Source organism: Pararhizobium antarcticum (genome assembly GCF_001885585.1).
GTDB classification, from domain to species: domain Bacteria; phylum Pseudomonadota; class Alphaproteobacteria; order Rhizobiales; family Rhizobiaceae; genus Pararhizobium; species Pararhizobium antarcticum.
In genome coordinates, this window is the sequence record NZ_LSRP01000129.1 from 142,700 (window position 1) to 155,769 (window position 13,070).

A 13,070-nucleotide genomic window follows, 5' to 3' on the forward strand; every position below is an offset into this window, starting at 1 on the left:
TTTGCCTTCAGGGATGGACGCGCCGACAGGTCACCCTGCCGGCGCGTCGCCCTCTACCCATTGATCGGAGCTTATTCGGAAACGCTCAGGAAACGGCTCAGATGCTGGTTTGCGGCATTGTCCTGCCAGCCCTTGACCTTGTCGGCGACGAGCCAGAGGTCGGCCTGCGTCAGGAACGGCGCGACCGGCTGTTCCTTCATCATCAGGGCTTCGGCTTCATGGAGGATCTTCGAGCGGGCGGCCGGATCGGTCTCCTCGTAGGATTTCTTCATCAGGGCGTCGAAATCCGGATTGGTATAGTGGCCGTAATTGAAGGTCTTGTTGGTGGACACGCTGAGCGCCAGGAAGTTCTCGGCATCGGCATAGTCCGCCACCCAGCCGGCGCGTGCGACGTTGAACGCGCCGCCTTCCTGCAGGTAGGCATAGTGCGAGGAGACGTCCAGATTGACCATGGTCACGGTCGCACCGAACGTGTTCTTCCACATGTCGGCGACAGCGGTTGCGACGCGTTCGTGGTTCGGGTTGGTGTTGTAGCGGATTTCGATCGCGAGCGGCTTGCCGCCCTCGCCATAGCCGGCTTCCTTCATCAGTTCGACGGCCTTGTCCTCGCGGTCGAGCTGCGACATCTCGGCGAAATCGGCCTTGGACGGATCGCCATAGGTCTCGATGCCCGGCGGGACCATCGAATAGGCCGGCAGTTGCGAGCCGGAATAGATTTCCTTGGCGAGGAAATCACGATCGACGGCCATCGACAACGCCTGTCGGACGCGCACATCGCTATAGGGTTCCTGGCGGGTATCGAAGGCATAATAATAGGTCGCAAGCGTTGGCGAAACACGGACCTGCGCGCCATAGGCTGCCTTCAGGCGCTCCAGCTGATCCGCCGAAAAGTTATAGGCGATGTCCATTTCCTTGGCTTCAAAGCGGCGCACGGAGGCAGCCTGGTCGTCGATCGGGTAGAAGATCACCTTGTCGAGCTTGACGTTGGCGGCATCCCAGTAGGATGCGTTCTTCTCGACCGTCAGGCTGTCGTTCGGCACATGGGCGGCCAGCTTGAATGCGCCGTTGGAGACCATGGTGCCCGGCTTGACGAAATCGGCGCCGTTCTTCTCGACGCTCGCCTTGGAGACAGGCAGCGCGGTCTGGTGCGCCAGCAGTTCGAGGAAGAATGGGGTGGGGCGCTCCAGCGTGATTTCGAGCGTCTTGTCGTCGACAGCCTTCATGCCGAGCTGGTCGAGCGGCACTTCGCCCTTGTTGACCTTTTCGGCGTTCTTGACCGGAAACAGGATGTTGGCGTAGCCGGCCGCGGTCTTCGGGTCTTCGACGCGCTGGAAGGAGAAGACGAAATCGCCGGCGGTCACCGGGGAGCCGTCCGACCATTTGGCATCAGCGCGCAGCTTGAAGGTGTAGACGGTGCCGTCATCGGAAACGGTCCAGCTTTCGGCTGCGCCCGGAACGATCTTGCCGGCCGCGTCATAGACGGTCAGGCCCTCATAGAGATCCTTCAGGATGAATTCCTCGATGTTGATCGAGGTGTGGTGCTGGTCGAGCGTCTGCGGTTCGCCGGCATTGCCGCGATGGAGAACGGCCTCGGCCAGCGCCGGGCTTGCACCGATGAGCAGCGAGCCAAGCAGGGCTGCAGCGCGAAGATTGATTTTGAGCGACGACATAACTGTGTCCTTCCCCTTTTTTGGTTTTGAAGGGCAGAACAAAATCCAATTTCAGGGCAAACGCAAGGCTCGATCCTCTGGAAATTGCAGCCTGTTCTATAAGTCCAGACTAATGTTATCGCAATGGTTGTATTCCAATCCCGGCGATAGTCATCGTTTTTGCGCCCCCTGTCGCGCCTTCTGTCTATCGGGGATCGATGGCTCCTCCTTTCTCGAAGGCAAAAACGCCCAAAAACGATCCGCTATAAAAAGGCTTGCGAGAAACAATGAACGACAAGGAAAAGTTCCGTTTACGTAATATGCAGAAAGGAAAAAGCGTTCGTGGGGATTTATGTTTCCTCAAGAGCCCAAAGGTTTGGATCTGATGACGGCCCCGTCATGTCTTCGCAAGCATTGAACCGGCTGTTTCAACGGCAAAATATCCGCGTCCTCTTGCCCGGTCATCGCTCTTGAGCTGATCAACATTTCACCACCCCTGCGTGAAATGCTGCCTGACCGCTTGTTGTTTTTCATCCACAGACAAACCGTTCGAAAAGGTTTGATCGCTCGGCGTGCTGGCTTTGCAAAAGCGTTGCCAAACCGTTTTCATCAATTATTGTGCAGGGAAACCGCGATTTTCGGTAATGTCCGGGCGTGCCATCAAGGTTTCGCAGAATCAGAGGTCATATGTGGTCACCGGCTCGTGACCGGTTGAACAGAAACAGGATGCGCAGCGCCAACGGTGCGACTATTCCAAATGCGCAGGGAAAAGGGGAGATCTGGAATGGCCTTGATTACGTTGCGGCAATTGCTCGACCATGCCGCGGAGAATGCCTATGCGCTGCCGGCGTTCAACGTCAACAATCTGGAATATATCCAGGCTGTCATGCGCGCGGCCGACGCAACGGATTCGCCGGTTATTCTGCAGGCCAGCCGCGGTGCCCGTGCCTATGCCGGCGATGCCTTCCTGCGCCATCTTATCCTGGGCGCTGCAGAAGAATATCCGCACATCCCGGTCTGCCTGCATCTCGATCACGGCGATCAGCCATCGACCTGCATTTCGGCGATCACCAATGGCTTTACCTCGGTGATGATGGACGGTTCGCTGCAGGCCGACGGCAAGACCATAGCCAGCTATGACTACAATGTCGCAGTGACGGCAGAGGTCGTGAAGATCGCCCATGCGGCCGGCGTTTCGGTCGAAGGCGAGCTTGGTTGTCTCGGCAATCTCGAGACGGGCGCCGGCGAGAAGGAAGATGGCCACGGTTTCGAGGGCAAGCTGTCGCGCGAGGAGCTGCTGACCGATCCGGAGCAGGCGTTCGACTTTGTCGAAAAGACCGGCGTCGATGCGCTGGCCGTTGCCATCGGCACCAGCCATGGTGCCTATAAATTCACCCGCGCGCCGGATGGCGAGATCCTGTCAATCGAGACGATCGCGAAGATCCACAAGCGCCTGCCCAACACCCATATGGTCATGCATGGGTCGTCCTCGGTGCCGCAGGAGTTGCAGGACCTGTTTACGGCCAATGGCGGCAAGATGAAGCAGACCTGGGGCGTTCCGGTGTCGGAAATCCAGAAGGCCATTCCGCTCGGCGTGCGCAAGGTCAATATCGATACCGACCTGCGCCTTGCCTTTACCGGCATGATCCGCAAGCATCATCTTGAGAACCCTGATAATTTCGATCCGCGCAACTACCTGAAGCCGGCGACGGCCCTCATGGTCGAGGTCTGCAAGGAGCGCTTCATCGCCTTCAACACAGCCGGCCAGGCATCGAAAATCCGGGTCAAGCGTCTGCCGGATATGGCAAAGGGCTATTCCAAAGCCGCGTGATCTTTGCTTTTACGCCGTTCCGGATGGAAAACCGTTTCACACTTTTCTTGGAACGGCTCTATTTTCCGAGCGACGCCCGGCGCAAACGGTGGGGCGTCGTTCCGAAATGCCGGTCGAAACGCTGCGAAAGATGCTGGGCATTGCGGAAGCCGCAGGCTGCGGCAATTTCCGAGATGCTGATCGGCGTGTCGATGAGCAGCGAGCGGGCCCGCTCCAGCCGTCGTCTTTCATAGAAGACGGCTGGACTGACCCCGAGGCTAGTCCGGAAAAGCCGCTCCACCTGCCGGCGGGAGAGGCCGACCTTCGCCGCGAGAAAAGGCACGTCGATCGCGTTTTCCAGGTTCTGGTCGAGGATCTGAATGATCGCCGCGAGCTTCGGCGCATCGGGAATGCTGGCACCTTCCTCACGGTAGAAGACCTGATCCACGGCCTCGTTGCGGATCGTTCCGTGGATACACATATTGGCGGCCGCCCGGGCCAGCGCCTCGCCGTGATCGGCGGCAATCAGCGACAGCATCATGTCCATCGAGCCATTGCCGCCGCCGCTGGTGATGATGCCGTCATCGGCCTCGAAGATGTGGGTCGTCGGCGTAAGGTCCGGAAAGTTTTCGAGAAAACCCGTGCGGTTTTCCCAGTGTACGGTGAAGCGCCGGTTTTCCAGAAGCCCGGCTTCCGCCAAAACGAAGGCGCCTGTGCAGATGCCGCCGACCATGCCACCGCGCCTGCGATGGCCGCGGATCCAGGACAGGGTCTGTTTGCTCGCCAGTGATTTCGGCGTGATGCCGGCGCAGACAAGGAGCAGCGCCGTGCGATCGATTGCACGCGGCCCGCCGGCGACAACCAGTTCGACGCCGTTGGAACAGACGGGATTCTGGCCGTCCTGCGACAGCAGGTGCCAGCGATAGAGCATCTGTCCGGTTAGCTGGTTGACGACGCGCAGCGGTTCGATCGCTGAGCTGAAGGCGATCATCGAGAGATGCGGCATCAGGAGAAAGACCACGTCGCGCATCTGTTGATTGCGTTCGAGGCTGAACGAGGCGGCGCTTTTCGGCACGAAGCGGTCGAGGTCGTTGGCGAAGGTCATGGGCAAGGGACTGTCCTGAAGCGGCTATCCAAGCCTAGCGGATCGGGCAGAAGACAGGAAGTGGGTGCCAATTCAACCCTGGCCGCTTCATGCATATTGTGGATGTTATCGATAACATATATAGGCGGGGTCACCCTGATTGTGAAACAATGGGCGTAGTGGGAGAGAATGCATATGGGTTTTCCATTGTTTGACCTGAGCGGTCGGCGGGCGCTGATCACGGGATCCAGCCAGGGCATCGGCTTTGCGCTGGCCGAGGGCCTTGCGGCGCATGGCGCTTCCGTGGTCCTGAACGGCCGGTCGGCAGACAAGGTCGAAGCCGCCGTCGTGGCGCTGAGGGAAAAAGGGATCACGGTCGAGGGTTCAGTCTTCGATGTGACCAGCCGTGATTCGGTGGTCGAGGGTGTTGCCCGGATCGAGGAGACGCTCGGGCCGATCGATATTCTCGTCAACAATGCCGGCATGCAGTTTCGCACGCCGCTTGAGGATTTTCCCGCGGACAAGTGGGACTTGCTGCTGGCGACCAATATCTCCAGTGTCTTCTATGTCGGGCAGGCCGTTGCCAAGCACATGATTGCGCGGGGTCGCGGCAAGATCATCAACATCGCCTCGGTGCAGAGCGAACTGGCGCGACCGGGCATAGCGCCCTATACCGCCACGAAGGGTGCCGTGAAAAACCTGACGCGCGGCATGTGCGCCGACTGGGCGAAATACGGGCTGCAGATCAACGCCATTGCGCCTGGCTATTTCAAGACGCCGCTCAATCAGGCGCTGGTCGACAATCCCGAATTCTCCACCTGGCTGGAAAAGCGCACGCCCGCAGCCCGTTGGGGCAATGTCGACGAACTCGTCGGTTCCGCTGTCTTCCTTGCGGGCAACGCATCCTCTTTCGTGAATGGACACACGCTTTATGTCGATGGCGGCATCACAACATCACTCTGATCTGCCCAACATGGCGGTGATCGTCATGGGGGTCAGCGGTTGCGGCAAGACGTCTGTGGGCGAAAAGCTGGCAGAGGCCCTGCAGTGCCGTTTTATCGAGGGCGACAGTCTGCATCCCCCTGCGAATATCGCAAAAATGTCGGCCGGCACGCCCCTCGACGACGGCGATCGATGGCCCTGGCTCGATGTCATCGGCCGGCATCTTGCGGAAAGTCGACTTCGCGGCGAGACGATCGTGATTTCCTGTTCGGCATTGAAGAAGATCTACCGCGAGCGATTGCGGCTTGCCGCAGGTGGACAGCTTGCCTTCGTGTTCCTGGAAGGATCCCGTGCCGTGTTCGAGGCGCGGATGAAAAACCGGCCCGGACATTTCATGCCTGCGTCGCTGATCGACAGCCAGTTTGCCGCGCTGGAACCGCCGAATGCCGAACCCTCCGTCGTCACTGTTGACGTCACCCTCTCGATAGACGCGATCGCACGGCAGGCGCTTGATGGCCTGAGGACGCTTGTGGCCGCGACATAAAGTGTCTTTTATCGATAAAAACGGCTTTACAAGACGATCCTGCTTTGGTTTGTCAGGCATCGAAAGACAAACGACGCTAGGGAAGAGACACCATGAAACTTTTGCGATACGGCCCGGCGGGCAGCGAGAAGCCCGGTATTCTGGACAGCGACGGACAGATCCGTGACCTCAGCGGCGTCATTGCCGATGTTGGCGGCGATGCCATTGCCGATATGGGCTGGGCTGGCGGTCTCGATATCGCTGCGCTGCCCTTGGTCGAAGGCAATCCGCGGCTTGGGGCCTGCGTCGCCGGCACCGGGAAATTCATCTGCATCGGCCTCAACTATGCCGACCATGCGGCCGAAACCGGCGCGGCTGTGCCGCCGGAGCCGGTCATTTTCATGAAGGCGACGTCGGCGATCGTTGGCCCGAATGACGACGTCGTCATCCCGCGCGGTTCGGAAGCGACCGACTGGGAAGTCGAACTTGGCGTCGTCATCGGCAAACGCGCCAAATATGTCAGCGAAGCCGACGCGCTCGAGCACGTTGCCGGCTATTGCGTCATCAACGACGTTTCCGAGCGTGATTTCCAGACCAAGCGGTCCGGTCAGTGGACCAAGGGTAAATCCTGCGACACGTTCGGCCCGACTGGTCCATGGCTGGTGACGAAGGACGAGGTTGCCAACCCGCAGGCTTTGAAAATGTGGCTGACGGTCAACGGTGTGTCCAAGCAGGACGGTTCGTCGAAGACCATGGTTTACGGCGTCGCCCATGTGGTGAGCTATCTGAGCCAGTTCATGACGCTGCATCCCGGCGACATCATCTCGACCGGCACACCGCCCGGCGTCGGCATGGGCTTCAAGCCACCGCAGTATCTGAAGGCCGGCGATGTCATCGAACTGGGTATCGAAGGCCTCGGTTCACAGAAACAGACTGTTGTCGCCGACATCTGATCGGTTCGATCCATTGGAAATCGGCGCGGTGCGACAGCATCCGCGCCATTTTCATGTCTCGATCGTCAGCTTGACGCGATCTGCGGCAAAGCGGGTTCGCGAATATTGTACCGGTCGCCCCTGCAGGTCGGCATTGATCGCCTGCGCCTCGATGACGATGGCGCCCGGCGACAGTTTCAAAAGGACAAGCTCGTTGGCATCGGCATGGCGGGCGACGATCTCCGTCGATGCCCGGACATAGTCGTCGAGGCCGCTTGCGGCAAAGGATCTGGTGATCGAACCCAGTGTCGCAAAATGCGCGGCGATCTGCGGGAAGCGTTCCGCCGAGAAATAACTCGTCGAGCAGGACACGCCCCGCCCGTCGGCGCTGCTCAGAAGGTCGAGCCGGATGCAGGGCGCTCCCGGCGCAAGCCCAAGCGCGTCGGCGATCTCCCGTGTCGCAGGCATCTGGGCGTGATCAAGCAGGCGAGCCTCCAGATCCCGGGCCTGGTTGCCGAGCCCCTGCGAGAACCGCGTGCGCCTGGAAATTGGAAAGTTAAGCCGTTCCTTGCGGGTGATCATCGTACCGCGGCCCTGAACGGCAGTGACAAGTCCTTCGTCGGCCAGGGAGGCAAGCGCGCTGCGCACCGTGTGACGGTTGACGCCGAATTGTGCGGCCAGCACGGTTTCCGGTGGCGCCATGCCTGTTGCGTCATAGTCGCCATTGCTGATCGATAGCCGGATTCTATCAGCAATCTGCCGCCACAATGCCACGCCGATCTGTCGTTCAACCATTCTTCCTGCCCGCGTCATCACTCTGTCACGTTTTAATTCTAGAAAAAACCATGATGTATGGTTGTCTAGATTAATAGACATTTTGGGTGAAGGCAATGGACGCGATCAAACAAAACCAGATTGAGCCGGAAAAGAGCGAACGCCACCGCTGCATGCGGCTTCTCGCACAGGCAACCGTGGAAGAGATGCGCGCTGCACTGCAGAGCGTCCAGCCTGCCCCGGAGGTCTTTGCCGTTCGTGGACCCGAGACCGGTCTTGTCATGGTCCGGGGGCGCATCGGCGGCGGTGGCGATCCCTTCAATCTCGGCGAGGCGACCGTGACGCGCGCCACGGTCCGTCTCGGCACCGGTGAAATCGGCCACGGGCAGATGCTCGGGACCGAAAAGGAAAAAGCACGGCTTGCCGCCGTTTTCGATGCGCTGTGGCAAAGGCCGGAGCAGCGTGGCGTTGTCGAGGCGCTGGTGCTTGCGGTCGAAGAGCGCATCGCGGCGCAGGACAGGCTGGAGGCCGAGCAGACCGCCGCCACCCGCGTCGACTTTTTCACCATGGTGAGGGGAGAGAATTGATGGTCGAGGTTCAAGATGCCAATGCTGTCTACGCCGGTGCGTTCGACAATCCCGTGTTCCAGTCGCAGGCGGTATTTCGGGCCTTGATGGACGGCATGGCCCGTCCGGGCACCGTTGTTGCGATCGACGCATCGGCTGTGCCGCCCGAGCCGATGGGGCGCGGGGCCGGAGCCATTGCGCTGACGCTCTGCGATACCGACACGCCTGCGTGGCTGACGCAGACGCAGGCGCAATCAGCCGTTCCCGCCTGGCTCGCCTTCCATACCGGTGCGCCGGTTACGGATGTGAAGCCGGAGGCGCGGTTCGCCTTTGTCGAAGCCGGCGCAATGGTGCCTGGCTTCAACCAGTTTGCCCTGGGCACGCAGGACTATCCCGACCGATCGACGACGCTCGTCATTGAAATTGCCGCTTTGTCTGGCGGTCCCGCGATGATCGGGGCCGGGCCGGGCATCAAGGGCGAAGTTGAAATCTCGCCGGTCGGCCTTCCCGACATTTTCCTGACGCTTTGGAACGAAAACCGCTCTGTGTTCCCGCGCGGCGTCGATCTGGTTCTGGTCGCCGGTGATGCGGCGCTGTGCCTGCCACGCACCGTCAAACTTCGCCGCAAGGAGGCTTGAGCCATGTATGTTGCCGTCAAGGGAGGCGAGGCTGCCATCGCCAATGCGCACCGGTTGCTGGCCGATCGCCGCCGGGGCGATCGGTCGCTTCCGGCCATTTCCATCGCGCAGATCGTCGCCCAGCTGGGCCTTGCCGTTGATCGTGTCATGGCGGAAGCGTCGCTGTACGACCGTTCGCTGGCCGCGCTGGCCGTGACCCAGGCGCGGGGCGACATGATCGAGGCGATCTTCATTCTGCGCGCCTATCGCACAACGCTGCCGCGGTTCGGCTATGCGCAACCGGTCGATACTGCGGACATGAAGATCGAGCGCCGCGTCTCGGCCACCTACAAGGACCTGCCGGGCGGCCAGCTTCTGGGGCCGACCTTCGACTACACACACCGACTGCTCGACCCGTCCTTGCTGGAAGATGGTCCGGTTGACGAGCCGGAGCAGAAAGACGTCGGCGATGCCGTGACCATGCGGGTGTCGGAGATTCTGGCCGGCGAGGGGCTGATCGAACCCGATGGCATGCTGCCGGAAGATCATGTGCCGGGTGACATCACCCGCGAACCGCTGGAATTTCCGCTCAACCGCGACCTGCGCCTGCAGGCGCTGGCCCGGGGCGACGAGGGTTTTCTTCTGGCGCTCGCCTATTCGACCCAGCGCGGTTACGCCCGCACCCATCCCTTCGCCGGCGAAATCCGCATCGGCGAAGTCGAGGTGGAGATGGATATTCCCGAACTCGGCTTTGCCGTGTCGCTCGGCCGGATCCGCGTGACCGAGTGCCAGATGGTCAACCAGTTCAGCGGCTCGGCCAAGCAGCCGCCGCAGTTCACGCGCGGGTATGGCCTCGTCTTCGGCCAGAGCGAACGCAAGGCGATGGCGATGGCGCTGGTTGATCGGGCCCTGCGGGCGCAGGAGTTCGGCGAGGATATCGTTGCTCCGGCGCAGGACGAGGAGTTCGTCATCTCCCATTCCGACAATGTCCAGGCGACCGGTTTCGTCGAACACCTGAAGCTGCCGCATTATGTGGATTTCCAGGCTGAACTCGATCTCGTGCGCCGGATGCGGAGGGAGCATGTGGCCGCGAAATCCCAGGGGCCCAAGCCGGATATGAAGGAGGCAGCCGAATGACTGACCTTGCCACGTACAATTTTGCCTATCTCGACGAACAGACCAAGCGGATGATCCGCCGCGCGATCCTCAAGGCGATCGCCATTCCCGGCTATCAAGTCCCGTTTGCATCGCGCGAAATGCCGATGCCCTATGGCTGGGGCACCGGCGGTGTGCAGGTGACGGCTGCAATTCTCGGGCCCGATGACGTGTTGAAGGTCATCGACCAGGGGGCCGACGATACGACGAATGCGGTCTCGATCCGGGCCTTCTTCCAGAAGGTCGCCAATGTCGCGGTAACGACGAAGACGAAGGATGCGACGATCATCCAGACGCGCCATCGCATTCCGGAAGAGAAGCTCGGCGAAGGCCAGACGCTGGTCTACCAGGTACCGATCCCGGAACCCTTGCGCTTCCTTGAGCCCCGCGAGACCGAGACCCGCAAGATGCATGCCCTCGAGGAATATGGCCTGATGCACGTCAAGCTCTACGAGGATATCGCCCGCAACGGCCATATCGCCACGACCTATGCCTATCCGGTCAAGGTCGAGGGTCGCTATGTGATGGATCCGTCGCCGACACCGAAGTTCGACAATCCGAAAATGCACATGTCGGATGCGCTGCAATTGTTCGGTGCCGGTCGCGAGAAGCGGATCTACGCGGTTCCGCCGCATACGCAGGTCGTCAGCCTCGACTTCGAGGATCACCCCTTCGAGATCCAGCATTTCGACAAGCCCTGCGCGCTTTGCGGCGCGGAGCAAGTCTATCTTGACGAAGTCGTGCTCGATGACCGCGGCGGACGCATGTTCGTCTGCTCCGATACCGATCATTGCGAGGATCGCCGCGCGCATGGCCATGTCGGCCATCTGCTGGCGCAGGAGGCTGCCGAATGACCACCGTTCCACTTCTCAAGGTCAACGACGTCTCGAAATTCTATGGCAGCCGCATCGGCTGCCAGAACGTCTCGTTTGAACTCTGGCCGGGCGAGGTGCTGGCGATTGTCGGCGAATCCGGCTCCGGCAAGACGACGCTGCTGTCCTGTCTGTCGACGCGGCTGATGCCGACATCAGGCAAGGTCGAATATCACATGCGCGATGGCCAGTATCGCGATCTTGCCCGCATGGCCGAGGCGGAGCGCCGTTTCCTGATGCGCACCGACTGGGGCTTCGTGCACCAGAACCCGGCGGACGGGCTGCGCATGACGGTTTCGGCCGGCGCCAATGTCGGCGAGCGGCTGATGGCCGTCGGCGACCGCCACTACGGCAATATCCGCGCAACGGCCGCCGACTGGCTGCGCCGCGTCGAGATCGAGGAAGACCGCATTGACGACCAGCCGCGCGCCTTTTCCGGCGGCATGCGGCAACGTCTGCAGATCGCCCGCAATCTCGTGACTGCGCCGCGCCTCGTCTTCATGGACGAGCCGACAGGCGGGCTCGACGTTTCGGTGCAGGCGCGCCTGCTCGATCTGGTGCGGGGGCTCGTCCACGATCTCGGTCTGTCGGCGATCATCGTTACCCATGACCTCGCCGTTGCCAGGCTCCTGTCGCACCGGATGATGGTGATGAAGGACGGGCTGGTTATCGAACAGGGCCTCACCGACCGGGTGCTCGACGACCCGCGCGAGCCCTACACCCAGCTCCTCGTTTCCTCGATCCTGCAGGTCTAGTCGCCTGGTCCCGGAACGTGGGAACCGGTTTTCGGACAAGACCATGCACATAAAGGATTATTCCATGGCTACCCCCCTTGTTGTTTCCGAAGTCGCCAAGAGTTTCACCATGCATCTGCGGGACGGTCTGCAACTGCCCGTCGTCACCGGCGTGTCCTTTTCCGTGAAGGCCGGCGAATGTGTGGTGCTCGGCGGACCGTCCGGTGTCGGCAAGAGCTCGATCTTGAAGATGCTCTATGGCAACTACGGCGTGGATGAAGGGCAGATCCTCATCGATCATGGCGGAAAGCGGGTCGATCTTGCCCATGCCGATCCAAGGGCTGTGCTGGAGGTCCGGCGCGATACGCTTGGCTATGTCAGCCAGTTCCTGCGCGTCGTGCCGCGCGTCTCCGCCATCGATGTCGTCGCCGATCCACTGCTCGCGCGTGGTGTCGCGCTCGAGGACGCGCGCGATCGGGCCTGCGAACTGCTTGCAAGGCTCAACCTGCCGCGCGAGCTCTGGCAGTTGCCGCCGGCAACCTTTTCCGGTGGCGAACAGCAGCGGATCAATATTGCCCGCGGCTTCATCACGGAGCATGCGATCCTTTTGCTCGATGAACCCACGGCCTCGCTCGACGCAAAGAACCGCGCCGTCGTGGTCGAGATGATCGCCGCCAAGAAGCAGGCCGGGACTGCCCTGCTGGGCATCTTCCATGACGCGGAAGTGCGCGAGGCGGTTGCCGACAGGATTATCGACGTGTCTGCCTTTTCGCCGCGAAAGGCCGCCGCATGACCAAGCTTTCCGAAACACCACTCATCCATTCAAGCGCCTCGGTCGATGCCTCGTCACTTGGCCGCTACACCGAGATTGCCGAGCGCTGCCGGATCAGCGAGGCGGAGATCGGCGATTATTCCTACATCATGCAGGATGGCTCGGTCTGGTGTGCCACCATCGGCAAGTTTGCCAATATTGCCGCCTCCGTCCGCATCAATGCCACCAATCACCCCGTCTGGCGGGCGACGCTGCATCACTTCACCTATCGCGCCGGAGACTACTGGGCGGATGCCGGGGGTGACGAGGATTTTTTTGCCTGGCGCAGGGGCAATCGCGTCGTGATCGGCCATGACGTCTGGATCGGACATGGGGCGACGGTGCTGCCCGGCGTCACGGTGGGAAACGGTGCGGTGATCGGGGCCGGTGCCGTCGTCTCCAGGGATGTTGCGCCCTACACGATCGTGGGGGGCGTGCCGGCCCGGCTGATCCGTGATCGCTTCGGGCATGAGATCGCCGGCCGCTTCGAAAAACTCGCCTGGTGGGACTGGGACCATGCCCGTTTGCGCGACGCGCTGGATGATTTCCGCATGCTCGATGCAGACGCTTTTCTTTCACGTCACAACGCCTGATTTCAATC

At 61.1% G+C, this 13,070-nt stretch carries 14 protein-coding genes; 11 read left to right on the plus strand and 3 right to left on the minus strand.

Annotated features, from left to right (window positions below):
- Window positions 1-71: 71 nt before the first annotated feature.
- Window positions 72-1,670, minus strand: coding sequence for a peptide ABC transporter substrate-binding protein (locus AX760_RS23020; RefSeq protein WP_071835345.1), 1,599 nt, complete (start codon window positions 1,668-1,670; stop codon window positions 72-74).
- A gap of 763 nt (window positions 1,671-2,433) precedes the next feature.
- Between AX760_RS23020 and fba the strand changes: the two genes are divergently transcribed.
- Window positions 2,434-3,480: a class II fructose-bisphosphate aldolase gene (gene fba, locus AX760_RS23025; RefSeq protein WP_071835346.1), complete on the plus strand. Its 1,047-nt coding sequence runs from the start codon at window positions 2,434-2,436 to the stop codon at window positions 3,478-3,480.
- 58 nt (window positions 3,481-3,538) lie between these two features.
- Here the strand turns inward: fba and AX760_RS23030 are convergent, their stop codons facing one another.
- Complete coding sequence (locus AX760_RS23030) at window positions 3,539-4,564, minus strand: GlxA family transcriptional regulator (protein ID WP_083531297.1); 1,026 nt, start codon at window positions 4,562-4,564, stop codon at window positions 3,539-3,541.
- A 174-nt stretch (window positions 4,565-4,738) separates the two neighbouring features.
- On the opposite strand from AX760_RS23030, the gene AX760_RS23035 reads away from it, so the two are divergent.
- From AX760_RS23035 to AX760_RS23045, 3 genes are all read left to right on the plus strand, one after another.
- Complete coding sequence (locus tag AX760_RS23035; RefSeq protein ID WP_071835347.1) at window positions 4,739-5,506, plus strand: SDR family oxidoreductase; 768 nt, start codon at window positions 4,739-4,741, stop codon at window positions 5,504-5,506.
- Window positions 5,481-6,029, plus strand: a complete 549-nt coding sequence (locus tag AX760_RS23040) for a gluconokinase (RefSeq protein ID WP_071835393.1) — start codon at window positions 5,481-5,483, stop codon at window positions 6,027-6,029. Before AX760_RS23035 ends, AX760_RS23040 begins: the two co-directional genes overlap by 26 nt.
- A gap of 92 nt (window positions 6,030-6,121) precedes the next feature.
- Complete coding sequence (locus AX760_RS23045) at window positions 6,122-6,961, plus strand: fumarylacetoacetate hydrolase family protein (RefSeq protein WP_071835348.1); 840 nt, start codon at window positions 6,122-6,124, stop codon at window positions 6,959-6,961.
- Between the two features lie 51 nt (window positions 6,962-7,012).
- Here the strand turns inward: AX760_RS23045 and phnF are convergent, their stop codons facing one another.
- Complete coding sequence (gene phnF / locus AX760_RS23050; RefSeq protein WP_083531299.1) at window positions 7,013-7,735, minus strand: phosphonate metabolism transcriptional regulator PhnF; 723 nt, start codon at window positions 7,733-7,735, stop codon at window positions 7,013-7,015.
- 95 nt (window positions 7,736-7,830) lie between these two features.
- On the opposite strand from phnF, the gene phnG reads away from it, so the two are divergent.
- The 7 genes from phnG (at window position 7,831) to AX760_RS23085 (ending at window position 13,062) form a co-directional block, all read left to right on the plus strand.
- Complete coding sequence (gene phnG, locus AX760_RS23055) at window positions 7,831-8,301, plus strand: phosphonate C-P lyase system protein PhnG (protein WP_071835350.1); 471 nt, start codon at window positions 7,831-7,833, stop codon at window positions 8,299-8,301.
- Window positions 8,301-8,918 (plus strand): phosphonate C-P lyase system protein PhnH, encoded by a 618-nt coding sequence (gene phnH / locus AX760_RS23060; protein WP_071835351.1) that lies wholly within the window; start codon window positions 8,301-8,303, stop codon window positions 8,916-8,918. The genes phnG and phnH overlap by 1 nt, the downstream gene beginning before the upstream one ends.
- A 3-nt stretch (window positions 8,919-8,921) precedes the next feature.
- The gene (locus AX760_RS23065; protein WP_071835352.1) at window positions 8,922-10,034 is read left to right on the plus strand and encodes a carbon-phosphorus lyase complex subunit; all 1,113 of its coding nucleotides are present in this window, start codon (window positions 8,922-8,924) and stop codon (window positions 10,032-10,034) included.
- Window positions 10,031-10,906 carry an alpha-D-ribose 1-methylphosphonate 5-phosphate C-P-lyase PhnJ gene (locus AX760_RS23070; RefSeq protein ID WP_071835353.1) on the plus strand — a complete coding sequence of 292 codons (876 nt, stop codon included), beginning with the start codon at window positions 10,031-10,033 and terminating at the stop codon, window positions 10,904-10,906. The genes AX760_RS23065 and AX760_RS23070 overlap by 4 nt, the downstream gene beginning before the upstream one ends.
- On the plus strand, window positions 10,903-11,679 hold the full coding sequence (gene phnK, locus AX760_RS23075) for a phosphonate C-P lyase system protein PhnK (RefSeq protein WP_071835354.1): 777 nt from the start codon (window positions 10,903-10,905) through the stop codon (window positions 11,677-11,679). Before AX760_RS23070 ends, phnK begins: the two co-directional genes overlap by 4 nt.
- A 64-nt stretch (window positions 11,680-11,743) precedes the next feature.
- Window positions 11,744-12,451, plus strand: a complete 708-nt coding sequence (gene phnL / locus AX760_RS23080; protein ID WP_071835394.1) for a phosphonate C-P lyase system protein PhnL — start codon at window positions 11,744-11,746, stop codon at window positions 12,449-12,451.
- Window positions 12,448-13,062, plus strand: coding sequence for a DapH/DapD/GlmU-related protein (locus AX760_RS23085; RefSeq protein ID WP_071835355.1), 615 nt, complete (start codon window positions 12,448-12,450; stop codon window positions 13,060-13,062). The genes phnL and AX760_RS23085 overlap by 4 nt, the downstream gene beginning before the upstream one ends.
- The last annotated feature ends 8 nt before the right edge of the window (window positions 13,063-13,070 follow it).